The organism is Finegoldia magna ATCC 29328 (assembly GCF_000010185.1).
GTDB classification, from domain to species: domain Bacteria; phylum Bacillota; class Clostridia; order Tissierellales; family Peptoniphilaceae; genus Finegoldia; species Finegoldia magna_H.
In genome coordinates, this window is the sequence record NC_010376.1 from 312,593 (window position 1) to 336,142 (window position 23,550).

Annotated in this window: 22 protein-coding genes; 21 read left to right on the top strand and 1 reads right to left on the bottom strand. The window is 32.9% G+C overall.

The window, feature by feature from the left end:
- Positions 1-30 precede the first annotated feature (30 nt).
- The 21 genes from FMG_RS01430 to FMG_RS01530 all read left to right on the top strand — a co-directional run bounded on the left by FMG_RS01430 (position 31) and on the right by FMG_RS01530 (position 22,744).
- The gene (locus FMG_RS01430) at positions 31-2,409 is read left to right on the top strand and encodes a glycogen/starch/alpha-glucan phosphorylase (protein ID WP_012290280.1); all 2,379 of its coding nucleotides are present in this window, start codon (positions 31-33) and stop codon (positions 2,407-2,409) included.
- Complete coding sequence (locus FMG_RS01435; protein WP_012290281.1) at positions 2,396-2,731, top strand: thioredoxin family protein; 336 nt, start codon at positions 2,396-2,398, stop codon at positions 2,729-2,731. Before FMG_RS01430 ends, FMG_RS01435 begins: the two co-directional genes overlap by 14 nt.
- Positions 2,732-2,740: 9 nt before the next feature.
- Positions 2,741-3,790 (top strand): magnesium/cobalt transporter CorA, encoded by a 1,050-nt coding sequence (gene corA / locus FMG_RS01440; protein ID WP_002839777.1) that lies wholly within the window; start codon positions 2,741-2,743, stop codon positions 3,788-3,790.
- Positions 3,791-3,805: 15 nt separating this feature from the next.
- Positions 3,806-4,360, top strand: a complete 555-nt coding sequence (locus tag FMG_RS01445) for a hypothetical protein (protein WP_012290282.1) — start codon at positions 3,806-3,808, stop codon at positions 4,358-4,360.
- Positions 4,360-4,848, top strand: a complete 489-nt coding sequence (locus FMG_RS01450; RefSeq protein ID WP_035111287.1) for a dihydrofolate reductase — start codon at positions 4,360-4,362, stop codon at positions 4,846-4,848. Before FMG_RS01445 ends, FMG_RS01450 begins: the two co-directional genes overlap by 1 nt.
- 301 nt (positions 4,849-5,149) lie before the next feature.
- Positions 5,150-6,337 (top strand): zinc-ribbon domain-containing protein, encoded by a 1,188-nt coding sequence (locus FMG_RS01455; RefSeq protein ID WP_012290284.1) that lies wholly within the window; start codon positions 5,150-5,152, stop codon positions 6,335-6,337.
- 8 nt (positions 6,338-6,345) lie between these two features.
- Entirely contained in the window at positions 6,346-7,260 is a 915-nt protein-coding gene (locus tag FMG_RS01460; protein WP_012290285.1) for a 1-phosphofructokinase family hexose kinase, read from the top strand.
- Positions 7,261-7,807: 547 nt separating this feature from the next.
- The gene (locus FMG_RS01465; protein WP_012290286.1) at positions 7,808-8,803 is read left to right on the top strand and encodes an ABC transporter ATP-binding protein; all 996 of its coding nucleotides are present in this window, start codon (positions 7,808-7,810) and stop codon (positions 8,801-8,803) included.
- 9 nt (positions 8,804-8,812) lie between these two features.
- The gene (locus FMG_RS01470; protein ID WP_012290287.1) at positions 8,813-9,751 is read left to right on the top strand and encodes an ATP-binding cassette domain-containing protein; all 939 of its coding nucleotides are present in this window, start codon (positions 8,813-8,815) and stop codon (positions 9,749-9,751) included.
- Between the two features lies 1 nt (position 9,752).
- A complete protein-coding gene (locus FMG_RS01475) occupies positions 9,753-10,721 on the top strand; it encodes an ABC transporter permease (RefSeq protein WP_002839835.1) in 969 nt (322 codons plus the stop codon).
- A 9-nt stretch (positions 10,722-10,730) separates the two neighbouring features.
- Positions 10,731-11,651 carry an ABC transporter permease gene (locus tag FMG_RS01480; protein WP_012290288.1) on the top strand — a complete coding sequence of 307 codons (921 nt, stop codon included), beginning with the start codon at positions 10,731-10,733 and terminating at the stop codon, positions 11,649-11,651.
- Positions 11,652-11,662: 11 nt separating this feature from the next.
- A complete protein-coding gene (locus FMG_RS01485; protein WP_012290289.1) occupies positions 11,663-13,516 on the top strand; it encodes an oligopeptide ABC transporter substrate-binding protein in 1,854 nt (617 codons plus the stop codon).
- A gap of 136 nt (positions 13,517-13,652) precedes the next feature.
- Entirely contained in the window at positions 13,653-14,609 is a 957-nt protein-coding gene (locus FMG_RS01490; RefSeq protein ID WP_012290290.1) for a hypothetical protein, read from the top strand.
- Between the two features lie 42 nt (positions 14,610-14,651).
- On the top strand, positions 14,652-15,695 hold the full coding sequence (locus tag FMG_RS01495) for a DNA polymerase IV (protein WP_012290291.1): 1,044 nt from the start codon (positions 14,652-14,654) through the stop codon (positions 15,693-15,695).
- A gap of 68 nt (positions 15,696-15,763) precedes the next feature.
- Positions 15,764-16,078 carry a PadR family transcriptional regulator gene (locus FMG_RS01500; RefSeq protein WP_012290292.1) on the top strand — a complete coding sequence of 105 codons (315 nt, stop codon included), beginning with the start codon at positions 15,764-15,766 and terminating at the stop codon, positions 16,076-16,078.
- On the top strand, positions 16,079-17,113 hold the full coding sequence (locus tag FMG_RS01505) for a DUF4097 family beta strand repeat-containing protein (protein ID WP_012290293.1): 1,035 nt from the start codon (positions 16,079-16,081) through the stop codon (positions 17,111-17,113). It begins immediately after the preceding gene.
- A 128-nt stretch (positions 17,114-17,241) separates the two neighbouring features.
- Positions 17,242-18,363 carry a THUMP domain-containing class I SAM-dependent RNA methyltransferase gene (locus FMG_RS01510; RefSeq protein ID WP_012290294.1) on the top strand — a complete coding sequence of 374 codons (1,122 nt, stop codon included), beginning with the start codon at positions 17,242-17,244 and terminating at the stop codon, positions 18,361-18,363.
- Positions 18,364-18,375: 12 nt separating this feature from the next.
- A complete protein-coding gene (locus FMG_RS01515) occupies positions 18,376-19,482 on the top strand; it encodes a PP2C family protein-serine/threonine phosphatase (RefSeq protein ID WP_002839783.1) in 1,107 nt (368 codons plus the stop codon).
- A gap of 8 nt (positions 19,483-19,490) precedes the next feature.
- Entirely contained in the window at positions 19,491-20,768 is a 1,278-nt protein-coding gene (locus FMG_RS01520; RefSeq protein ID WP_012290295.1) for a glucose-6-phosphate isomerase, read from the top strand.
- Between the two features lies 1 nt (position 20,769).
- Positions 20,770-21,279 carry a hypothetical protein gene (locus tag FMG_RS01525; protein WP_012290296.1) on the top strand — a complete coding sequence of 170 codons (510 nt, stop codon included), beginning with the start codon at positions 20,770-20,772 and terminating at the stop codon, positions 21,277-21,279.
- Positions 21,280-21,295: 16 nt separating this feature from the next.
- Entirely contained in the window at positions 21,296-22,744 is a 1,449-nt protein-coding gene (locus FMG_RS01530) for a helicase HerA-like domain-containing protein (protein WP_012290297.1), read from the top strand.
- Between the two features lie 43 nt (positions 22,745-22,787).
- On the opposite strand, the gene FMG_RS01535 is transcribed toward FMG_RS01530, so the two are convergent.
- Entirely contained in the window at positions 22,788-23,489 is a 702-nt protein-coding gene (locus FMG_RS01535; protein WP_012290298.1) for a class I SAM-dependent methyltransferase, read from the bottom strand.
- Between the last annotated feature and the right edge of the window lie 61 nt (positions 23,490-23,550).

The window sequence follows — 23,550 nt, forward strand, 5'->3', positions numbered from 1 at the left end:
ATATAGTTGAGCTGAGAATAGGAGGATTTTATGGAAAAGGAAGAATTTTTGTTGCGATTTGAAAAAATTTTATTTAATATGTTTGGGAAAGATTTACACACTTCAACTAAAAAAGAAAAATACATAGCTTTTTCGAAAATAATAATGAACGAATTGGCGGATGATTGGAAGAAAACTTCTGACAAACACAAACATATTAGAAATGCCTACTATTTTAGCGCAGAATTTTTGATAGGAAGATCTTTGGGAAACAATTTGTTGAATATGGGATTGGATGAAAAATATTCACAAATTTTAAAAGAATTGGACATCGACATCAATGATTTGGAAATTCAAGAAGAAGATGCAGCTTTGGGTAACGGTGGATTAGGAAGACTTGCAGCGTGTTTCATGGAAAGTGCAGCGAGCTTGGATTATCCGTTGACAGGTTACGGCGTTAGATATCGCCAAGGACTTTTCAAACAATATTTTCACAACGGATTTCAAATGGAAGTCGGAGACAATTGGACATTGGACAAGGATCCTTGGTCAAGACGTGTTGAATCTGAATCCAAAATCATTAGATACAAAAACCAAGTCGTAAAAGCAGTTCCTTATGATATGCCAGTTGTAGGTTACAAAAACCATGTTGTAAACACTTTGAGGTTGTGGCAGGCGGAATGTGATGACGGATTTGATTTTCAAAAATTCAATAATTTTCAATACGACGATTCAGTAAAAGAAAAAAATAGAGCAGAAGATATTACGAGAGTTTTGTATCCGAATGATATCCAAAGACCTGGTAAAGTTTTAAGATTAAAACAACAGTATTTTTTCAGTAGCGCATCTATTCAAGATATAATCGAAAAATACGAGAAAAATTTTCCGAATGATGTAAATTTTGAAGATTTTGCAAAATACAATACAATTCAATTAAATGACACACATCCTGTTATGGCTATACCTGAAATGATGAGAGTGTTGATGGATGACAAAAAACTTTCTTGGAAACAAGCTTGGAATGTTACTAGTAATGTGTTCAATTACACTAATCACACGATTTTACAAGAAGCAATGGAAAAATGGAATGTCGATGTTGTAGAAGAAGTGAGTCCTAGAATTATGGATATTATCACTGAAATCGACAGGAGATTTGTCAGTGATTTGGTGGGATTGTATTATTCTGTGGATAGAATCGACAATCTCAGAATAGTGAAGGACAATACTGTTAACATGGCACATTTAGCGATATTAACTGCCGTAAAAATTAACGGTGTTGCGAAAATTCACACAGAAATTTTGAAAAATGATACATTAAAACCATGGCACGATTTGTATCCGGATAAATTTGTCAACAAAACAAATGGAATTACTCCAAGACGTTGGTTGTTTTATGCAAACCCAGAATTAACACAATACATTACAGAACTTTTGGGAGAAGATTGGAAGACTGATTTAACGAAATTAAAAGAGCTTGAAAAATTCCGAGACGAAGACAATGTTTTGGATAGATTAATGGAAATCAAACTTCACAATAAAATCAGACTCAAAAAATATATCAAAGAGCATGAACAAATCGATGTGGACGAGAACTCGATTTTCGATATACAAGTGAAAAGACTTCACGAATACAAGAGACAATTGTTGAATGCATTTCACATTTTGAACTTATACTACAAGATTAAAAACAATGAAATAACAGATATTCCAAAACAAACATATATTTTCGGAGCAAAAGCTGCTCCAGGATATTTCAGAGCAAAAGCTATTATAAAATTTATAAATGAAGTTAAAAATCTCGTGAACAACGATGATGTTGTCAACAAATACATCAAGGTTGTTTTCTTGGAAAACTTCAACGTATCCATCGGAGAATTGGTGTATCCTGCAGCAGATGTGAGTGAGCAGATTTCAACTGCGGGAAAAGAAGCATCGGGAACTGGTAACATGAAGTTTATGCTCAACGGAGCATTGACTGTGGGAACTTATGATGGTGCAAACATCGAGATTTTCAATCACGCAGGTGAAGACAACAACTTCCCATTTGGAGCGACTGTTGATGTGTTAAATTCAATCAGGGACAATTACAATCCAGTTGAATATTATTATAAGGATGAAAACATCAAACGAGTTGTGGATACTTTATTAAGCGATTTGATTAATGATAGTGGATCGTTTATGTTCTTAGATATTTACAATTCACTTGTCAATAGAGATTCTTCATTTAAATTGGACGAATATTTCGTGTTAAAAGATTTCAACGATTATGAACAAATTCACGAAAAGATTTTACAAACTTACGCCGACAAGAAAAAATGGGCGAAGATGAGTTTGATGAACATCGCTAATTTCGGAGAATTTTCATCTGATAGAACGATAAAAGAATATGCAGAAGAGATTTGGAGGATAGTACCAAATGAAAAAATTTAAAAAGAGTGATATTAACTCTAAGATATTTAACAAAGGAAACAAGATTTTATTTTTCGAAGCGGACGGGATTTGCCCTTGTATTCCGGCGAAAAATGATTTGGAAGACATTGAAAAATCCTTCCAAGGAGAGATTGAATTTTACGAATATACAGCAAAAAAAGTCAAGGAAATAAACAAAGATGAGATAATCACTCATTTCGAAGCTTTGCCGCTACCTACGACTTTGTTTATAAAAGATGGCAAAATCATAGATAGACTTGTTGGAGATAATTCAAAATCAACATATAGAAATTACGCAAATAAGTTATTGGACGAAAAATAGGAGATAGTATTGGCTAATTTATTATTTGAGGATAGAATCAATGAAATATTAGAAACTCTTAGGCTTGAGAATGATCTCGAAAACACCAAAATTACTTTTTGCAGTTTTAATGAACATCATTTTGACAAACATCAAACCACAGACATCGATGATATCGAATTGAGAGATGATAGGATAAATTGGATATATATCACAGGATTATCTGATTCGGATAATTTTATTAAAATGAAAGAAAAATTCAAAATCCATCCTCTTATAATAGAAGATATGTTGGATGTAGAGCAGAGAACAAAACTAGAAGCTTATGACGATTATTTGTTCGTTGTAACGGATACTGTGGATTATGATATGTTCAATAGCGTAAAAGAATTGTCATTTAATCAAGTGTCATTCGTATTAAAAGAAAATTTGTTGGTGACTGTTGAACAAAACAAATCCACATCATTTGACAGAATTGTGGATAAATTAGAAAAAATACCTGTCTTTAGACCTAAAACTACAGACGGTCTTCTTCTTTTATTAATGGATGCGGTAATCGACAATTATTACCAAATTTTTGATATTTTAGGAGAATATATCGACGATTTGGAAGACACTATGATGACAAATCACGACGATGATGTTCTAAGAGAACTTTACACCATGAAGAAAAACCTGATATTTTTGAGAAAAACTTTGTGGCCGTTGCGTACAGTTATCAATGAAATGTCAAAATTCAGAGTCAATCTAGTGAGTCACAACACATCGATTTACATGAGAGATTTGTATGATCATATTATTCAAATGCTTGAATTCATCGAAGTGTATCGCGATATGATAAATTCCATGATAGACGCATTTGACACGAATATTTCCAACAGGACAAACGAAGTAATGATGGTGTTGACTGTGTGGTCGACGATATTTTTGCCGTTGACTTTCTTAACTGGCGTTTATGGGATGAACTTTAAATATATGCCGGAGCTTCAAGGAAAATACGGATATATTTTGTTCTGGGTTACTGCGATTGTGATTACCAGCGTCATGATTTATTTCTTTAAAAAGAAAAAATGGATGTAATATAAAGGAGATTTTATGGAAAACAGTACTTTTTTGGCATCTGATTATGAAAAAGAACAAATCGATGCTATTAAAAAAATACTGCGAGTGTATTTTAGTGGAGATATAGAATTTAGCAAGAATTTTTCTAGTTTGAAACCAAACATAGATAACGAAAATCTGAAGAAGGTTCTGAATGTATTAGACGACAAAATAACCAGAGATGATTTGATAAGATATGTCAATGATATCAATATAATGGCTTATAATGATGAAAATAAGCTTTGTTTTATGTACGATGCGAACAGAAAATTCACGATAGAAAGAAAAACTGCGCTTGAAAATTATCCGCCAGAAAAAAACTATGGTTTTTGCCTTGATAAATGGATAAATAAATGCGACATTACCCTTCACAATTCATCATCTGATTTGCAAAATGCCATTTACAGCAGCATGCTTGATATTTGCTGCGAGGAAATGGGTATACTTGTAGTAAGAATCTGCGAGGATGATTTTGATTGGACAGATGATCATGCAATGGAAAAATTGAACGAAATTGTAAGTAATATAAGGAAGGGAGATTTTTGTTAATGAAAGTTATATTAGCAGTAGACAAAAATTTTGCGATAGGAAAAGATGGAGATATGCTTTTTTCGATTCCTGAAGACATGCAAAGATTTAAAGAATTGACTACGGGAAACATCGTAATCATGGGAAGAAAAACATTGGAATCTCTACCTGATTCAAAACCTCTACCAAACAGAACCAACATTATAATTACAAGCAAAGATTTGGATGGAATGTTATGCGTGAAAAATGAAGAAGAATTGCTACGCACATTAAAAGAAATAAATCCAGATCACAAAATGACAGAGTATTTGATAGGTGGCGCAAACACCATTGAATCATTGATTCATTTAGTTGATGAATTCGTAATTACTTATGTTGATTGTGAATTTGAATACGATGCGAAAATAAGAAACTTATTCGAAGACCAAGATTTCTATGTATCAGAAGAATCAGACATTAAATCATACGAAGACTTGGATTATAGATATATGGTTTTTAAAAGAAAATAGGAAAAAGAGTATTACACATTCATGCTAAGAATATCATACGGAAAAAATTGCTTTGATTTCAAATCGAAAAAATCCGTCAAAAAATCGTACCGCGTAAGCGAAGCGTGCTTACGATTTTAGGATTTTGAGATTCAGAAATCAACAATTTTCGTAGTCTAGATATTCGTGCATGATGTGTACTTACTCTTTTAAAATTCTGGGAATAATTAACCCAGTTTTTTATTGCCCAAATATTAAGATTTGGCAAAGTTATAATTCAGTATAATGTATTGTGATATAATACGGTTACGGAGGTGAGTAAATGCGTTGTCCTAATTGCAATGAAAAAGTGTTAGATACGGTGAATTTCTGTCACAATTGTGGATTTAATTTGAAGGAATATCGTGAAAATTTGAATCAACAAAAAAGTGAATCAGAAGTTTCACAACAAAAAGAAAATACGTCTACAGAGAAGGATTATTCATATTCAGATGATGTAATGAATATTTTCAATATAAAAACCAGCGAGAAATCTAATGAGCAACAAAAGTGCGAAGAAATCATCAATAAAAATAAAACCGAACGCAAACCGAAAAGAATTGAAGATATCTTCCAAGTGATTAACAAAAACAAATCTCAGTATGGAAAGTTCAATCCTGATGAGGAGGTTGAGAAGAAAATCAATCACGAAGAAGAAAAAGGACCCGAAGAAAATTATGAAAACACGATTTTTATCACGAAAGGTTACGATGATGTCGAAGAAAAAAACAAAAGGGACGAGTCGATAAGATTCACATCGGATAATGAGTTTACTATTCATAAGTTTGAAGACGAAGAAGACGAAGATGATATGGACAAATTTATGGATAATTTTGATGTGAAAACAAAACAAGTGTTTGACAAAATCAATCTGTTTTTCACGAAAATTTTGAAGAAAATGATGGGTGGAGTACAACCTTACAAGTTTTCGATGAGATTAGCTGTTGTTGTATTGTCAGCGTTGCCGCTTTTATTCTTTTACATGAATTCTACAAATCACTGGACACTTACTCAAAAATTAAAAGCTATTGTGGTTATGGTTTCAGTATTGATTTTAGATTTGTTACAAAAAGTTTTATCATATAGTTTGGGGCTTAAACTAGCTGACACTAAACTTTACCAACCTATCGACAAAAATTTGAAAAAGAATATTTCTTTGCTGCTTACTGTCGTAGAATCTTTAATATTCAGCTTATTCGGGGTACTAACAGCAGGAGGGCTTGTCGGATTTAGTTCGTCAGTATTCACGTTCACATTCTTGGGAGCACACGCTTTTATATATTTGATTTCATTAGTAGTATTGATACTATTTGCGACGATTATTCTTATAGATAGATTTGATTACAAAAATATCTGGAAAATTTACGGCCTCAATGCAGCTGGAATTATAATAACGAGACTTGTGGTTTTCATGGTCGTTATGACTCTTCTTCAAAAAATATTTTTTGGACTTGCTCCAGGATTAATGTAGGTGATTAAATGATATATACAGTTACAATGAATCCCGCACTTGAATTTGTAAGTGAGGTTACGGATTTTAAATTTGACAAGAACAATATATCTGATTTTGATTTGATGCTACCAGCAGGAAAAGGAATCAATGTTTCAAGGATTCTGAAACAACTTGGTCTTCCAACAGTTGCAACTGGATTTGCAGGAGGATTTACAGGAGAATTTGTCGAAGACTGGCTAAGAAGAGAAGATATCAAATCTGAATTCGTAAGAATAGATGACAATACCAGAATCAATATAAAAATCACAGGAACAACGAAAACCGTAATTGAATCCAAAGGACCAAGCATTTCTCATCAAGAACTACAGGAACTATTATATTATTTATCCAGAGTCAAAGAAGGAGATACTGTATTCTTGTCGACGGCTTTTCCAAGAAATATTACAGAAACTGTAATCGAAAGAATGATTGCTATCTGCAAGGCCAACAAAGCACAATTCGTACTTGATATAGACGAGTATTATCTGGAGAAATTTGCAGATGAAGGATCACTTCTTGAAAATATCAGCGTAAAATGCTTGGAACATTTATTTAAAACCAAAATAAATTCAGAATCTGATTTGCTTAAATGGAAAAATGAAATATCTAATTTGAATTCAAAATTTGTCGTAGTTCCATTCGTAGAGAATAAAGTGTATTTGTTTCAAAAAGATTCCACATACGCATTTGAAATAGACGAAATAGCAAACCAAAAAAGAGATTTTGTTATCGACTCAATAATCGCAGGATTCATCGCTACATTTATCAGAACTTCAGATTATGAAAAGTCTTTTAAAATGGCAAACGCATGTGCACAAGCTTCGTTGAAGACAAAAGATTTGCCGAAAAAATTTCAAATAGACGACTGTCTTAAAAACATTAATATAGTAAAAATAGACTAAAATAAAAAAACAAGGTGTTGAATTAAATTCATACCTTGTTTTTTTATGTTGTAATAAATTAAGAAATGGAGATTTAATTGAAAATGAAAAAGTTTTCAATCTGTAAATATATTTTACCATTTCGATATATCGAAAGCAAGCTTTTTGTTACAAATTTTCAAATTTAATAAATTTGTAAATAGGCTCATGATTATTATTACTTTACCACAATAAAGAATATAAGTCAAGTGATTTTTATACAAAATTTGAAAAAAGCTCTTAAAAATTAAAAAAATCGAAGATGAATAAAAATAATTTTGAAAAAATTTCAAGAAAAACAATTAATCGCAGAAAATAGACAGGAAAACAAAATCATAAAATTTGTATTTCTGAGGAAAAACTGTAATATAATCCATAAAAACATAATAAACGCAAATTTTATACTGAAATTTTAAATCATAAAATAAATAATAATTGACAAATCCATTTTATCTCACTATAATTAGGTAAAGTATTATTTATTAATCATACATAAATCATACGCAAAATAAACTGAAAGGAGAATAAGATGTCTGCTAATAAAAAAATATTGGAAGTTAATAATATGCATACAGCTTTTAGAATAAAAGACGATTTTTACGATGCTGTCGACGATGTTTCGTTTGAATTATACGAAAACGAAGTATTGGCGATGGTTGGTGAATCCGGATGCGGTAAATCTACACTTGCTACTACTATTATGGGTCTACATAATATGAATTACACTCAAATTAGCGGTGAAGTTATATATAACGGCGAAAATATTTTAAATTATACAGAAGCTCAATTCAATGATTTGAGAGGTGGAGAAATTGGTATGATATTCCAAGATCCACTGGCATCGCTTAACCCATTAATGAGAATTGGCGAACAAATTGAAGAAGCTTTGTTTTATCATACAGATTTGGATAAGAAACAACGTCAAGAAAAGGCTATTGACCTTCTAAAAAAAGTAGGGATTGAAAATGCTGAAATTATAGCAAGACAATTTCCTCATCAATTATCAGGAGGTATGAGACAAAGAGTAATAATAGCAATTGCTTTAAGCTGTAAACCTCGTGTTTTGATAGCCGATGAGCCAACTACTGCACTTGATGTTACGATTCAAGCACAAATTCTAGATTTACTAAAAGAATTACAAAATCAAATGAATTCAGGAATTATCTTGATAACCCACGATTTAGGAGTTGTAGCACAGACCGCTGACAGAGTTTGCGTAATGTATGCTGGTCAAATCGTTGAGATTGCACCAGTGGATGAGTTGTTCAATAACCCACTTCATCCATATACTAGAAGTTTATTAAATTCCATTCCACAAGCAGATACTGAATCTGATCAGTTACATGTTATAGAAGGTATGGTTCCTTCATTAAAAGATTTACCAAGAAAAGGATGCAGATTTGCACCTCGTATTCCTTGGATAGATGATCATGAACACGAAGAAAATCCAGTACTACACGATGTTGGCAATGGACATTTGGTTCGTTGTACTTGCTGGAAGAATTTCCATTTTAAAGACGAATAGGAGGAAAATATGGGATTTTTAGAAGTTAAAAATTTGAAAGTTCATTATCCAATTCGTGGTGGATTTTTTAATACGGTTCAAGACTATATCAAAGCTGTTGACGGCGTGGATATGGATATTGAAGAAGGAAAAACTTATGGATTGATTGGAGAATCTGGTTCAGGAAAGTCAACTATAGGAAAGGCTATTGTTGGACTTGAAAAGATTACAGATGGACAGATTTTGTACGAAGGAAAAGATGTTACAAGTAGATCTTACAGAAAAAAGATCAACTACAACCAAGACGTTCAAATGATTTTCCAAGACTCAATGAGTTCACTTGATCCTAAAAAAAGAATTTTGGATATAATAGCTGAACCTATCAGAAATTTTGAAAGATTAACACCAAAAGAAGAAAAAGAAAAGGTGTTTAAATTGTTAGATATAGTTGGACTTAATGAAAGTGCAATTTACAAATATCCATTTGAATTCTCAGGTGGTCAAAGACAAAGAATTGGTGTTGCAAGAGCTGTTGCATGTAACCCAAGATTAATCGTTGCAGATGAGCCTGTAAGTGCACTTGACTTATCAGTTCAAGCACAAGTATTAAACTACATGAAATTAATTCAACAAGAGTTTAATCTAAGTTACATTTTCATTTCACACGATTTGGGAGTTGTAAGACACATGTGTGATTATATCTACATCATGCACAATGGGAAATTTGTAGAAACTGGAAATCGTGATGAGTTGTACTCTGATCCACAACACATTTACACGAAACGACTTATCGCAGCTATTCCACAAATTGATCCAAGTATAAGAAAAGAACTTAGAGATACTAGACAAGCTATTGAAAAGAAATTTGATGAACAAAAGAATGTCTACTACGATGAAAACGGATCAGTGTACGATTTAAAGAAGTACAAAGATTCTCATTATGTAGCGGCTAGAAAGGGGGAAATATAATATGACTAAAACAATAATAAGACGATTTTTAATAATGATTCCTCAATTGATAGTATTAAGTTTATTTATATTCTTTGTAGCTCAAAAGATGCCAGGTGACCCTTTCACAGGAAAAATCACACCAAGCACTGGTAACTCAAAGGTTGAAGAAGAACTTAAGATAAAATCAGGATTTTACGATCCATGGTATGTAAAATATAAAAGATGGGTTGGAAATGCAGTAAAAGGAGATTTTGGTGATTCATATACTCAAAAACTACCTGTAAAAGACGTTATAGGTCAAAGAGCTAAGAACACATTCTTCTTATCATTGTTCTCATTATTAATAATGTATGCAATTGCAATTCCATTGGGAATAAATGCAGGTAGGTATGACGGATCGCTGTTCGATCAGGGAGTTAACTTGTATAACTTCTTGGCACTAGCAACCCCGGGCTTCGTATTCTATTTGATAATGTTATTGATTTTCGGATATAAGCTTGGATGGTTCCCAACAAGTGGAATCATAAGCCTTGAAGCCTCAGCAAAAGGCGGCATGGCAGCAGTATTAAGTAGAATATATCATATGCTACTTCCAGCAATATCTTATGCATTACTTACAACTATTGGAACTATCCAATATTTAAGAAATGAAGTTGTAGATGCAAAAAGCCAAGACTACGTAAGAACTGCGAGAGCAAAAGGGGTTCCTATCAAAAAAGTTTACAGCAAACACATTTTTAGAAACTCACTTTTACCAATAGCTGCATTCTTCGGATTCCAAATCACAGGATTATTAGCAGGTTCTATCATGATTGAAACAATTTTCGGTTACCAAGGAATGGGTTCACTATTCGTTGACTGTATCAACCAAAGAGACTACTCAGTTATGACAGCGCTTGTTATGATATATGGATTCTTGACACTTTGTGGTTCATTATTAAGTGATATTATCATGAGTATAGTGGATCCAAGAATAAGGATAGAATAGGAGGTTTTTATGAAAGAAGTAAAAGTAACAGAAGAAAAGCTTGAAGAATATAAAGACCTTGCACATGATAATCCAACTGGATTTAAAGTAATAGTCAATGAATTCAAAAAAGACAAATTAGCCATAATATCTTTAGTAGTATTAGCGGTTTTGTGGATAGGAATATTTGTTGGAGCAATGTTGCTTGATAAAAAACAAGTAATGATGGTAGATATTATGAATTCATATGTACCACCTGGAGAGGCTGGACATATTTTAGGTACAGATCAAGGTGGTAGAGATTTGTTCGGACAATTGATAATCGGAGCTAGAAACTCTATTGTAATAGGAATTGCTGTAACAGTACTTACATCTGCTATAGGCATAGTTGTAGGATTGTTGATAGGCTATTACGGCGGATGGTTGGACAATATTATAATGAGAATTATAGATTTCATCCAAATTCTTCCAACGATGATGATTATCATAGTATTCGTAACTATTGTTCCAAAATATTCGATGTTTACATTTGTAATGATATTTACAGTGTTCTACTGGACAGGAATGGCGAGACTTGTAAGATCAAAAGCTCTAGCTGAAAGCAAGAAAGACTATGTAAATGCATCGAAGACAATGGGAACTAGCGATTTGAAGACGATGTTTACAGGAATATTACCAAATATTTCTTCAATATTAATAGTAGATATGACATTAAGTTTCGCCGGTAACATCGGTATTGAAACTGGACTAAGCTTTCTAGGTTTTGGGCTTCCACCATCAGATCCATCACTTGGAACGTTGGTATCATTAGCCAGAAAACCAGAAGTTATTCAAGACAAATTATATGTATGGTTACCCGCATCATTATTGATATTGGTAATGATGTTGTGTATAAATTACATCGGTCAAGCATTAAGAAGAGCTTCCGATGCAAAACAAAGGAAAGGATAAGGGTGAAAATAATGAAAAAGAAATTCAAATCATTATTAGCTATCTTTTTAGTATTAGCATTCGTACTTACTGGATGTGGAAATTCAAAGAAAGATAGCGGAAAATCTTCAGACTCAGGTTCTAAACAAGAATCTAGTACTGGAAAGAAAGTTAATGAAGAAAACAAGGGCAACATAGTCGGAGAAAAAATGGGCGGCGGTGTTGTTGTTGAAAACGAAGGCGAACCAATTAAAGGTGGTACATTTAGAGTAGGTATTCCTACAGACTCACCATTTAAAGGTATATTCAACAACACATTATACGATGACAACTACGACTGGAACATCATTGGACCTACAATGTATACAGCAGCAAACGCTGGAGAAAGCTTGGAATTGAGAGATTCTGGAGCTGAAAAATTTGAATGGGATGAAAAAGCAAAAACTGCTACTATTAAACTTTCAGACTCATTCAAATGGAATGATGGAAAACCAGTTACTGCAAAAGACATTATAATCAACTACCTAATCATCGGTCACAAGGACTATCCTGGTGTACGTTATGATGATGATATGATTAATATCGTTGGTATGGAAGATTATCACGCTGGAAAAACAAAAGACATTTCTGGTGTTAAAGAAATCGACAACAAAACAGTTCAAATCCAATTTAAAGAATGGGTACCATCAATCAAATGGGGCGCTGGAATCTGGGCTGAACCAAATAGCTATGATCAATTAAAAGATATACCAGTAAAAGATATAATCTCTTCTGACCCAGTTAGAAAGAACCCTAAATCAGCAGGACCTTTCTACATTTCAAATGTAGTTCCTGGACAATCAGTTGAATTTTCAGCTAACGAACACTTCTGGGGTGGAAAACCAAAAATCGATAAAGTTGTAATGGAAAGAGTTCCAAGTTCACAAATCTTAGCTTCATTAAAAGCTGGCAAATACGACTATATCGCAGGTGGAGCACCTTCAGATACATTCAAAGAAATATCAGAATTAAAAGGATACAAAGTAGCAAGATTCCAAGATATGGCTTACACTTACTTAGGATTTAAATTAGGTAAATGGGACAAAGCTAAAGGCGAAGTTGTTGTAGATCCTAACGCTAAGATGGCAGATGTTAACTTACGTAAAGCTATGGGTTACGCAGTTGACAACAATGCTGTTGGTGAAAAATTCTATTTAGGATACAGATCACAAGCAACATCAGTTATAATTCCAATCTTCAAGGACTACTTCAATACAGACCTTAAAGGATACAACTACGATCCAGAAAAAGCTAAAAAATTATTAGACGAAGCTGGATATAAAGACGTTAACAACGATGGATTCAGAGAAGACAAAAATGGTAAACCATTGGTAATCAAATTTGCTTCAATGGCAGGTGGAGATATCGCTGAACCATTAGCAAAATACTACATGCAATGTTGGGAACAAGTAGGATTGAAAGTTGAATTAACAGGCGGAAGACTAATCGAATTCAACGCATTCTATGACAAACTTAAAAACGACGATCCAGAAATCGACGTATTCCAAGGTGCATGGTCAACCGGTACTAACCCTGATCCATCAGGATTATTCAGTAAGAATGCATCATTCAACTACTACAGATACACTAATCCAGAAATGCAAAAAGCATTGGATAAGATTTCTGATGGTAAAACATCTGATGAAGATAGAGCACAAGCTTACAAAGACTTCGCTAAAGTAATGGAAGACAATGTACCATTGATTCCAACACTTTACAGAGAAGCTTTATCTCCAATCAACAAGAGAGTTAAGAAGTTTGATTTCAGATACGTTCAAGATCTTAACAAAGATGACTTCAGATGGAATCAAATCGAACTTACAGCAGAAGAACCTCTAAAAGAATAATAGATTTTAGAATTAGTGGGGTGTAAATTTACACTCCACTTTTTTGTGCAAAATCTGTAAAAATAGGTAAAATATAACGTTTTCGTTTATTGACTTATTCTTTGTTATTCATTAGAATATTAGAGAGGTGTAATGAATGAAGCGAAAAAATATTATTGCTGTAGTTTTGTTAACTGTGTTAATATTTGTTGGTGCTTTTGTGGGATTAAATATTTTAAATTCATCAAAGGCAGAAAAATTAGATAAATTGGCTCACCAATGTATAGTAGATGGTAATTACCAAAAAGCAGTTGACTATTACAGCGAATTATACGATAGAACAAACGATGGATCTTATATTGATAAGAAACGTGAAGCTGTGGAGCTACTATCCTCCAAGAATAATTACGATTATGGTGTAAATTATTTGAAGGAAATGAAGTATATCGACGCAGCAAAAAGTTTTTTGAAAGTAAGTAACAAAGACAATGTCAACTATCAAAAAGCACAACAAAGATTGCAAGAAAGCACTCAAGCGGTGATAATTGCTAGTGATTCATTTGCTGAAGATGACAATTTTGATGCAAGCTTGAACATGTTAAACTCATATGCACGAGTTATGCCACATGAAACGCTTGTAATTGATAAAATAAAAGAAGTAAAAAAAGCAAAGAATCAATACAATGAAAAGAAACAAGAAGAAGAAAAACAACGTGCATTGTCTGAGAAAAAAGAAAAAGAAGCTAGAGAAAAAGCTGAAAAACTAGCCAGTGAATCAGCGGAAGAATTAAAGAAAGAAAAAGAAAACTCAAAGAATCAATCTAACAAAGATTACAGTTATGAAACAGATGATAACAGAAGACTTATTGACTTGTGTATACGTCTTGTAGGTAAAACTTATTTGGTAACTACAGATAATGCCAAAATTTACGAAGAACCAAGCAATAAATCACAAATGATTTCTTCAATTCCTATTGGAAGTGAAGTTTACATTTATGAAGCAAAGCCTGATTCAGGTCAAAGAGTATGGTGTCATGCGATAATTAAAAGTGCAGATTCACTAAAATCGTACGATGCATGGATATCATCAAACAACTTAGAAATTAACGATTAAGCTCTCAATAATGAGAGCTTTTTTAGTAGAAAGGGGTGTGTTATGGATTTAAATTTTTTGCATTTTGATTTGGATGCTTTCTTTGCGTCTTGTGAAATTCTCGATAATCCAAAATTGAAACACGTCCCTATGGTTGTTGGTGGAAGAAGTCAGAGAGGGATTATTACTACTGCAAATTACGAAGCAAGAAAATACGGTCTACATTCTGCGATGCCAATATTTCAAGCGAAAAAAATTGTTCCAAACCTTGTTATAGTTGCTCCTGATTTCGAGAAATACAGAAGAAATAGCGAGAAAGTTTTCAAGGTATTGTCGAGCTTTTCTAATAAGATTCAAAAAATGAGTATAGATGAAGGTTGCATGGATATTTCTCATATTAGAATGGATAGATTAGAATTGGCAAACTTAATCCAAGAAAATGTTAGGATAAAAACAGGACTATCTATTTCAATTGGAATTAGCTACAACATGAGCCTTGCAAAGCTTGCGTCAGATTGGAACAAGCCTCATGGAATCAAAATCATCACACAAGATGATATTCCAAATATTTTGTTGGATTTAAAGGTTGGTAAGATTCAAGGAATCGGGAGAAAATCTGAAGAAAAATTAAATAAAATTGGCATTAAAAAAGTAAGTGATTTGTACGATTTATCCAGAAATAATTTGAGAGAATTGTTCGGTAAGTTTGGTGAAGTAATCTACGATAGAATTCGAGGCATTGATGAAAGACAGTTGGATTTGTCGAGAATTAGAAAATCTATCGGAGTGGAGTATACTTTTGAACGTGATTTGAAAAATTACAATGAATTATTAAATAAAGCTAGTGAGTTCAGCGAAGAATTAAGTGATGATCTTCATAAGAAAAATATTAAAGCAAAAACTATTAGAATTAAAATAAAACTCAATGATTTTTCCGTGATTACAAAATCGATGACTTTAGAAGAATACATTAGTGATTCTAGCGATATTTTTAGGATTGTAAAGTATCTTGTGGTTAATACGAAGATAGAAAAGTCTGTGAGGCTTTTCGGAATTACGGCGGCAAACCTGAGCGACACGACTTTTGAGCAATTAAAATTTTTGTAGTAAAAAACTTTACACAATACCTTGCAATATATACTACCGTGTATTATAATATAATCAGGAGGTAAGATATGAACACACAATTAAAAAAAGGGATTTTAGAATTATGTGTCTTATCAGTTATATCTAAACATGACAGCTACGGATACGAAATTATAGATCAGATAAAAGATAAGATACCAATGAGCGAGGGAACAATTTATCCGATGCTTAGAAGATTGAAGAATGATAAATACTTGGAAGATTACACTGAGCAATCAGAATCAGGTCCATCTAGGAAATACTATAAAATAACAGATGAAGGAAAAAAATATTTGCACTCACAACTTGAAGACTACAAGAAATTGGTTGAAAGTGTCAAGGTCTTGTTAGAGGAGGGTTTTTAAATGAATAAAGAACAATTTATGGAACTTTTAGATTACTATTTCAGAAATGTAGACGAAACTACTTACAAGGAAATCAAAAATGACTACGAAGAACATTTTAGAATCGGAGTTGAAAACGGAAAGACTGAAGAAGAGATTTCAACTGAATTAGGTAATCCAAGAGAAATTTTCAACGAATGTAAAGAAGCTGGAATTATCAGAGAAAATAACTTCTTTGGTATGTTTAACTTGGATAGCATTGGTGATTTCTTCAATTCTAAAATTTTCGATCAATCAAAAGACAAAGACTACGATTTGTCTCAACAAACATTGGAATTCGACAATGATTTCCACAGAATAGAAGTTAAATCAAATGCAGACATCGATGTGTCAACTCATGAATTGGATAAAATCATAGTAACTTACACTACAACTGATGAATCACAAAAGTTAGATGTTGATTACATGAATCACGTGTTGAAACTTGGCAAAGTTAAAATGGAAAAATTCTTCCAAAAAAGTTTCATCAAATCAATTTCTATTAAAATTCCACAAGACAGTGATTTGGGTTTGAATATCGCAACAGCAAGTGGAGATGTACATGTAGATGTTATTAGTAACGATGTTACTTGCAACACTTCAAGCGGCGATGTTGATATTACTACACAATCAAACAATGTAAATGTCAACACAGCAAGTGGAGATGTTCAAGTTTTCAAATGCAAAAAAGAAATCTACGTTAATACTGTAAGTGGTGATGTGAAGATAGTTTCTGAAAATCCTAAAATTACAGTGAACACAGTAAGTGGAGATATAAAAATCGATGTGGATGAAAATAAAGACTTGAATGTAAGGGGCGTATCGAGCGATATTAATATCAACATAAAAGAAAAGAAAGGTTCAATTGAACTTAGAACTGTCAGTGGAGAAATCAAAATCGACAGTTACTACAAGGATAGCTCCAAAAAAATCAGTAAATCTCACGACCAATCATTCACGAATGATGATGTAGAAATTAGTGCTGCAACAGTTAGTGGAAATATTACTGTAGATTAAATTACAAATTTACTGCAACGATTTTCGTTGCAGTTTTTTTATTGTAAATTTGCAGTTAAATATCATAATAAACAGAAAAAAACATTGAAAATATGATAAAATAGTAAGTAATATGGAGGAGAATAATTTTGAAAATAATAGTGACTTGTGCATTCGGTTTGGAGAGTTTAGTTAAAAGACAACTTTTGGATATGGGCTATGAAAATTTGAATGTAAACGACGGAAGAATAATACTTGAAGGCGATGAAAAAGATATCGCCAAACTAAATATAAATTTGAGATGTGCAGATAGGGTTCTAATTGAATTGGGTAATTTTAAGGCTGTATCATTTGAGCAACTTTTTAAAGGTGTGGAAAAAATTAATTGGTTAGAAATTTTAGAAGCGGATTCCAATTTTATTGTAGAGGGTAGAAGTTACAAATCAAAATTATTTTCTATTAAAGATTGTCAATCGATTACAGAAAAGGCGATTATCAAATCTCTTCAGAAGAAATACAAGGTGGATTGGTTCTCTAAATCAAAGGGAAGATTCAGAATTGAAGTTAGTCTAGTAAAAGATATTTGTTCGATAACTTTGGATACTTCGGGAGATGGACTTCACAAAAGAGGCTACAGGGAAGAATCGGTCCTTGCACCTATAAGAGAAAACTTAGCGGCAGGAATTATTGATTTGTCATTTGCAAACAGTGACAGACCTCTTGTGGATTTGTTCTGTGGTAGTGGAACTTTTGCGATAGAAGCTGCGAGAAAATTCAGAAATATTGCACCAGGGATTGACAGAAAATTCGATTTTATTAATTTTAATGATAAATTCAACGATGCCTACAAACAAGAGCGTACCAAAGCTTTGGAGAGCATTGATTACGACAAAAAGATTGATATTTTTGCAAGTGATGTGGATGGATCGGCAATCGAAAAGGCGATTGCAAATGCGGAAAATGCGGGAGTAAGAGAAGATATTAGATTTGTAACGAGAGATTTCAGAAATGTTGTGTTAAATGATAATTATTTCGTTTTAATATCTAACCCACCTTACGGAAAAAGGCTTGGCGAGAGACAAGAAGCTGAGAAGATTTATAAGGATTTGGGAATAAAAATGGCAAAATTCAAGACGGCTTCCCAATATATAATCACAGATTGCGAAGATTTTGAGAAATTTTACGGCAAAAAATCATCTAAAAATAGAAAGATGTACAACGGAAATATGAAGTGTTATTTGTATCAATATTTTGGTCCAAGACCTAAATAGGAGGAGATTTCCTTGGAGAAGAAATCAAGAGAAGGTGTTAGTGATTTCAAAGGATCTGATTATCAAGTTCTAAATTCGATGAAGGATTTAGTCAGAGTAATAGATAAAGATGGGGTTATAATATTTGCTAATAAAAGCATGATAAATTCAATGCCTATCAATCCTATAGGCGTGAACTGCTACTTGGATTACAGTGAAGATTTTCCAAAATGTTTGGCAGATAGAAAATACCGTTTGAACAGCACTATCAAAGAAAAAAGAAAAATAAATGGTGTGGACTATTCCATAACTTCTTCTCCAGTTAGAAATAAAGATGGAGAGGTTGTAAGTACCGTCGAGGTTTTCAGAGATATTTCAAAAGAGGTTAAAACTCAGATTGATTTGATTAATGCGAACAAGGACATTAAGGATGAAATAATCTTTGCAAAACACATTCAAAACAAAACTTTGCCTAGTAAGGGCGAGCATGTTGGGTTGGATTTGGATTACAGATATATTTCATCTAGGGATTTGTCTGGAGATATCATTGATTGCATCGACATTGATGAAAGATTTGTAGGAATTTATATTGCTGATGTTGTGGGCCATGGTATTGCGGCATCAATTCTTACGATGTTTATTAGACAGACAATGAGGTATTTGGTAAGTAGAATTACAGATTCTAGGCCAAAAAGAGTGTTGAAGGATTTAAACACAACATTTACCGAACTTAATTTATCTGTAGATAAGTATTTTACGATTTTTTACGGATTATACGATAGAAAACTAAAAATATTCTCGTATGCAAATGCTGGTCACAATGGGATTCCATTTTTGATTTCAAATGAGAAATTAGAAGAGTTAAAGGTTACGGGTCATCCTATTTCTCCAATGTTTGAAGGAATTGGCTTTACTCAAAGAGATATATTGCTATCCAGTGGCGATGAATTAATCATGTACACTGATGGAATAACTGAAACTAGAGGATTTGGGAACGAATTTTACGGCGAAGAAAGACTGAAAAGAGATTTAATGAAGGTTCCAGATAAAAGAATCGAATACGTGCTAAGCGAAGTGAATTCTTTTAGATTTTTGGAGCAAGATGATGATATTGTTTTAGTGAGCTTGAAGGTTCTATAGGAGGAAATATGTTTAAGCTAGATTTTTCAAATACGACAAGTCATAATTCTGTAGACACTTTAAAAACAGAATCCGTAAATGCTTTGGAAAAGCTTTTAAATAAAACCTGTGAAGGCAAGGAATTCACAGGATGGATTGATTTGCCAAAAAATTACGACCGCGAAGAATTTGAGAGAATTAAAAAATGTGCGAAGAAAATAAGAGAAACGTCTGATTGTCTAGTAGTTATAGGAATCGGCGGAAGTTATCTAGGAGCTAAGGCGATTGATTATGCGATGAGCAGCTATTTCGAAAAATCTGATATCGAAATTATTTACGCTGGTTTCCAATTGTCTTCTACTTATTTGTCTGAGCTTTTGGATTATTTGAAAGGCAAGGATTTTTGTGTAAATGTTATAAGCAAATCGGGGACTACTACAGAGCCTGCAATCGCTTTTAGATTTATCAAAGAATTGATGGAAGAAAAATACACGAAAGAAGAATTAAAGGACAGAATTTTTGCTACAACGGATAAACATAAGGGTGCATTGAAGGAATTGTCTGATATCAATGGTTACGAAACTTTTGTTGTGCCAGATGATATCGGTGGAAGATTTTCTGTGTTGACTTCTGTTGGATTGTTGCCACTTTGTGTAAAAGGCTTGGATATTGATAAATTAATGATGGGCGCAGAGAATGCGATGGAAGAGTTTACTAAACTTGATTATGAATCAAACTTTGCTTTGCAATACGCTTCATTTAGAAACAATATGTATCGCAATGGAAAAGACATCGAGATACTTGTCAATTACGAGATGAGATTGAAATATTTTTCCGAATGGTTCAAGCAATTATTTGCAGAATCTGAAGGTAAAAACAACAAGGGTTTATTCCCGATGATTTGTAATTTCACGACAGATCTTCATTCTGTTGGTCAAATGATTCAAGACGGACAAAAAAATGTGTTCGAGACAGTAATTTCTGTTGAAAATCCACAAAAAGATTTGTTTATAAAATCTGATGATGATAATTTGGATAATTTGAATTATTTGAGCGGAAAATCCGTGGATTATGTGAACAAGATGGCTATGCAAGGGACACTTAATGCGCATTTGTCGTCAAATGTTGAAAGTATTGTCGTCAAAATCGATACGATTAATGAAGAAAATCTAGGATATATGATTTATTTCTTTGAGATGAGTGTTGCGATTTCAGCGCTTGTTTTGGGAGTGAATCCTTTTAATCAACCAGGAGTTGAAGAATACAAGAAGCAAATGTTTAAATTATTAGAAAAGCCGGGTTATTAATATGAAAGAGAATTTAAAAAAAATAGTTTTGTATGAGAAAAGTTACGAGGTTTCGAAAATAATATTAGTTTTATTGACGTCTGTACTATTTTTGAAATGTGCGAAGGTTGACCATGTTTTTGTCAAATCGTTTTTTATAACGATACTTTCATTTGTACCTATAATTGGAGCAGGAGTGTATTTTGTTCCAGCAATCATTCTTAATTTATTAGAATCAAATACACTCAATTTGGCGATTTACGTGTGGTTGTTATTGGTAGTAATATGTATTGACAGAATACTCTACAGTGTTTTTTATGATTTGCCGTTTGATTACAGCCCGATATCTTATGTGATTATGGGAATGATTTTATATTTGATATTTGGGAAATACACATTGTTGGTGTTCGCACTTTCAGTGTGTGCAGTTACAGTGTACAACAACTACAACAAGTATAAGAAAACAAAAGTTTTTTATAAAAAAGCAACGTTTAATTTTATTGATTTGAAACAAATTATACAAGAGAAATAGAAATACGGAGGAAATAGTGGAAAAATTATTGATTGCAAGAGGAAACGAGGATATCGAACTTCTTTCAAATAAAGTGAACCAACATGGGCTCATCGTCGGAGCTACAGGAAGCGGAAAAACTGTTACATTAAAAGTGTTGTGCGAATATTTCTCCGATTTGGGAGTGCCAACTATTTTGTCGGATGTAAAGGGAGACTTGTCAAACTTGGCATCTGTAGGTGAAATGAACGACAACTTGAAATCCAGACTAGATGAAATGAATATTACAGATTTTAATTTCAAAAACTATCCTGTGAATTTGTGGGATGTTTACGGAGAAGCTGGTCTTCCATTGAGAGTTTCAGTTTCTGAAATGGGTCCAATTTTGTTGTCGCAGATTTTGGATTTGAACGATACTCAAGCGGGGATTTTGAATATTGCATTCAGGGTTTCTGATGAAGAAGGACTTTTGCTTTTAGACATTAAAGATTTGCGTTCAATGCTTAATCATTTGTCAGACAACAGGGATGTTTATTCGAAAAAATACGGAAATATAACTACCCAAAGTATCAGTGCAATTATGAGAAAATTATTGTACATTGAAGATATGGGAGCTGATAAATTCTTGGGGGAACCAAGTTTGGATATAAAAGATTTGATGAAAACAGATTCTGATGGACGTGGATTTGTGAACATAATTTCTGCGGCGAAACTTATCAACGACAAAAATTTATATTCTATGTTTTTGTTGTGGCTGTTGTCAGAACTTTTCGAATCGCTACCAGAAGTGGGCAATCCAGAAATTCCAAAATTAGTATTTTTCTTTGATGAAGCACATTTGTTATTTGACAATGCAAACAAGATGATAATGGATAAAATCGAACAAGTTGTAAGACTTATTCGTTCAAAAGGTGTGGGAATATTCTTCATCTCGCAAAATCCACTCGACATTCCAGATTCGATTTCTTCGCAATTAGGAAATAGAATTGTGCATCAATTGAGGGCATTTTCTCCAAAAGAATTGAAGGCTGTGCAAAAAGTTTCTGAAACTTTCAGGGCAAATGCCGATATGAATGTAAAAGATGAAATTGTAAATTTGAGAACTGGTGAAGCGTTGATTTCATTCTTGGACGAAAAAGGAGCACCAAGTATTACGAAAAAAGGACTCGTTCTTCCGCCGCATTCGTCATTTACACCACTTTCTCAATCTGATGTTGATTATATCGTGAAAAACTCTGATTTGAATCAAAAGTATTCTCAATCAATTGACAGGGAATCTGCCTATGAAATATTGCAAAACAAATTACAAAATCAAATCAAAGAAGAGCCGGAAAAACCACAAAAAGCTAAAAAACAAGAGAAATCTGCGATAGAAGACTTCGCAACTAAAAGCATCAACTCGATGCTTGGTAGTTTTACAAGACAAATCGGACGAGATATCGCTCGTGGAATATTCGGATCAATTAAAAAGAGCATAAAATTTTAAAGAACCTCCCATTTGGGAGGTTTTTCATTTCTAGAAAATATTATTATTTTTCGGCACTTAATACTAATGGTCTGGAATTTTCTTTGTCAAATTCTGATTTGTTAAATCCGCCGTAGATTTTTACATTCTTAAAACCATTTTGTTCTACAAGTTTTACTAATTCGTCTGATATTATTGGAAATAAATTAACTTCGTTTTCAATTGATTTGTCATTTGCTGTCATTACTGTATTAAATCGTATGAAATCACCATTTCTGAAATATTTTCGTACAAATTCGACTTTTTCATTTTTGATAGTTGGAAGAGATCCCAAATAATCGTCATCAACTTGTAAAAATGGATAAAAGTTTATGATTTGGAGTACAAGATTTCCGTTTGGGTCTAACTTGTCGTAGCATTTTTTCAAAAACTCGTCGATTTTTTCTGTAGAATCCAAGTGGACCAAGGAATTTCCGATGCAATAAATCAAACCAAAATTGTCTTGCAATTGGTCGATATCTAGCATATTCATCAATTTAGCATCTATTTTGTTCTCTCTAATAGCTCTGTCGACGAATTTTTCTTCCAAATCAATTCCAATCACATCAAATCCATCATCTTGAAGTCTTTTTGCAACTTTTCCAGTCGCACACGCTACATCCAAGATTTTTCCGTGTGCAAGTTCTTTTAAAAAATTTATTTGCTTATCATTTGGTTGGAAAATATCCTCGTAATTATCTGAAATTGAATCGTAAAATTTGCTCATATCATCACCTCAATGTATATATACCCAAATAATTGTTACAATTTTATAAAGTTGTCATAAT

Excerpts from the sequence above, each read along its gene's own strand:
- FMG_RS01430 (WP_012290280.1), top strand. The coding sequence starts at position 31 with ATGGAAAAGGAAGAATTTTTGTTGCGATTTGAAAAAATTTTATTTAAT.
- FMG_RS01435 (WP_012290281.1), top strand. The coding sequence starts at position 2,396 with ATGAAAAAATTTAAAAAGAGTGATATTAACTCTAAGATATTTAACAAA.
- FMG_RS01445 (WP_012290282.1), top strand. The coding sequence starts at position 3,806 with ATGGAAAACAGTACTTTTTTGGCATCTGATTATGAAAAAGAACAAATC.
- FMG_RS01450 (WP_035111287.1), top strand. The coding sequence starts at position 4,360 with ATGAAAGTTATATTAGCAGTAGACAAAAATTTTGCGATAGGAAAAGAT.
- FMG_RS01455 (WP_012290284.1), top strand. The coding sequence starts at position 5,150 with ATGCGTTGTCCTAATTGCAATGAAAAAGTGTTAGATACGGTGAATTTC.
- FMG_RS01460 (WP_012290285.1), top strand. The coding sequence starts at position 6,346 with ATGATATATACAGTTACAATGAATCCCGCACTTGAATTTGTAAGTGAG.
- FMG_RS01465 (WP_012290286.1), top strand. The coding sequence starts at position 7,808 with ATGTCTGCTAATAAAAAAATATTGGAAGTTAATAATATGCATACAGCT.
- FMG_RS01470 (WP_012290287.1), top strand. The coding sequence starts at position 8,813 with ATGGGATTTTTAGAAGTTAAAAATTTGAAAGTTCATTATCCAATTCGT.
- FMG_RS01475 (WP_002839835.1), top strand. The coding sequence starts at position 9,753 with ATGACTAAAACAATAATAAGACGATTTTTAATAATGATTCCTCAATTG.
- FMG_RS01480 (WP_012290288.1), top strand. The coding sequence starts at position 10,731 with ATGAAAGAAGTAAAAGTAACAGAAGAAAAGCTTGAAGAATATAAAGAC.
- FMG_RS01485 (WP_012290289.1), top strand. The coding sequence starts at position 11,663 with ATGAAAAAGAAATTCAAATCATTATTAGCTATCTTTTTAGTATTAGCA.
- FMG_RS01490 (WP_012290290.1), top strand. The coding sequence starts at position 13,653 with ATGAAGCGAAAAAATATTATTGCTGTAGTTTTGTTAACTGTGTTAATA.
- FMG_RS01495 (WP_012290291.1), top strand. The coding sequence starts at position 14,652 with ATGGATTTAAATTTTTTGCATTTTGATTTGGATGCTTTCTTTGCGTCT.
- FMG_RS01500 (WP_012290292.1), top strand. The coding sequence starts at position 15,764 with ATGAACACACAATTAAAAAAAGGGATTTTAGAATTATGTGTCTTATCA.
- FMG_RS01505 (WP_012290293.1), top strand. The coding sequence starts at position 16,079 with ATGAATAAAGAACAATTTATGGAACTTTTAGATTACTATTTCAGAAAT.
- FMG_RS01520 (WP_012290295.1), top strand. The coding sequence starts at position 19,491 with ATGTTTAAGCTAGATTTTTCAAATACGACAAGTCATAATTCTGTAGAC.
- FMG_RS01525 (WP_012290296.1), top strand. The coding sequence starts at position 20,770 with ATGAAAGAGAATTTAAAAAAAATAGTTTTGTATGAGAAAAGTTACGAG.
- FMG_RS01535 (WP_012290298.1), bottom strand. The coding sequence starts at position 23,489 with ATGAGCAAATTTTACGATTCAATTTCAGATAATTACGAGGATATTTTC.